The 1,007-nt window shown below is 47.9% G+C and carries 1 protein-coding gene; it reads right to left on the bottom strand.

Going from position 1 to position 1,007, the window contains the following annotated elements; translation table 11 throughout:
* The coding region (locus R7P69_RS25335; RefSeq protein ID WP_318121852.1) for a di-heme oxidoredictase family protein at nucleotides 1-1,006 on the bottom strand (1,006 nt) is incomplete at its 3' end.
* Nucleotide 1,007: the final 1 nt, after the last annotated feature.

Below are 1,007 nucleotides of genomic sequence, written 5' to 3'. Positions count from 1 at the left end.
TATGGCAGCTTTCGCACCCCGAAGCAGCAAAGATCTTTTGACCAAGCTGAACATCAGGAGCATTCACATTTCGACGAATCGGCACGGCTAAGTGTTGGCTGTAAAACTCTACGAAGTCGAGTATGTTTTGGCTTACTTCTGGCTTGCCGCCATTTGGCAACTCCTCACAAAGGGATTGCTTCGCCGTGCAGTTTTCATTCGGGAACAAGTGACTTGTTAGACCAACATCACCATTAAACGCGGCCGCATTTTGCTGCATCAATGTTGGTTGTCCTGCTTTCCATCCAAAACGGCCAAGCGAAAAGTCGCCTTTTTGAATGTCCCAAACTTTATTCACCTTGCCTGAGATGCCATCGCTATCACGGTCATTTTCGTCTGCCCACTTAAGCAACGTTTCATCAGGAATACTTTCTAGCAAACCTAAACCAATCATAGGTGGCGCGACACGAGCGGAAAACTGCGTATCAGGGTGCATGTCCCCATAACCTAAATCGGTAATTTTCAGCGTAGGCTTTCTCAACGTCACTTTGGTGCCATCTTTAAACTCAACGGGAACGTCCGTATAAGTAATAGCAATTTTGCCCTCTGGCGTTTGGTCTTGCAGAGCAAAATCTTGCAGTTGTCCGCCATACGTAGGCTCCGGAATACCGCCATCCATGATGTAAGCTTTCTTCTGCTCTGGCGTCATCGCCGGGATACTCAAACGCACCAACATAGACACGGCATGAATGTCGTCTTTTTCAGGAGGATGCCCACGGCCATCTTTTATGTGGCAATTCTGACAACCATTGGTGTTGAAAAGCGGGCCAAGACCGTCTCTAGCATCTGTAGTCGCTGGCGCTTGCACCCATGGGTTACGGAAAAAACTGTTGCCCACACTAAAATCAAGTCGCTTACTCATTGGCAAGTTCGTCGCGGGTAATGAATAGGCATTAGCACCGTCTTTTTTGACACTGGTGTTGCCACCAGACTTAACATCGTAAGCCATGGCAGAAGTCGAAAGGATT

It is taken from the genome of Vibrio sp. 661 (genome assembly GCF_033339315.1).
Classification (GTDB): Bacteria; Pseudomonadota; Gammaproteobacteria; order Enterobacterales; family Vibrionaceae; genus Vibrio; species Vibrio alginolyticus.
This window is presented reverse-complemented; position numbering and strand designations above follow the sequence as displayed.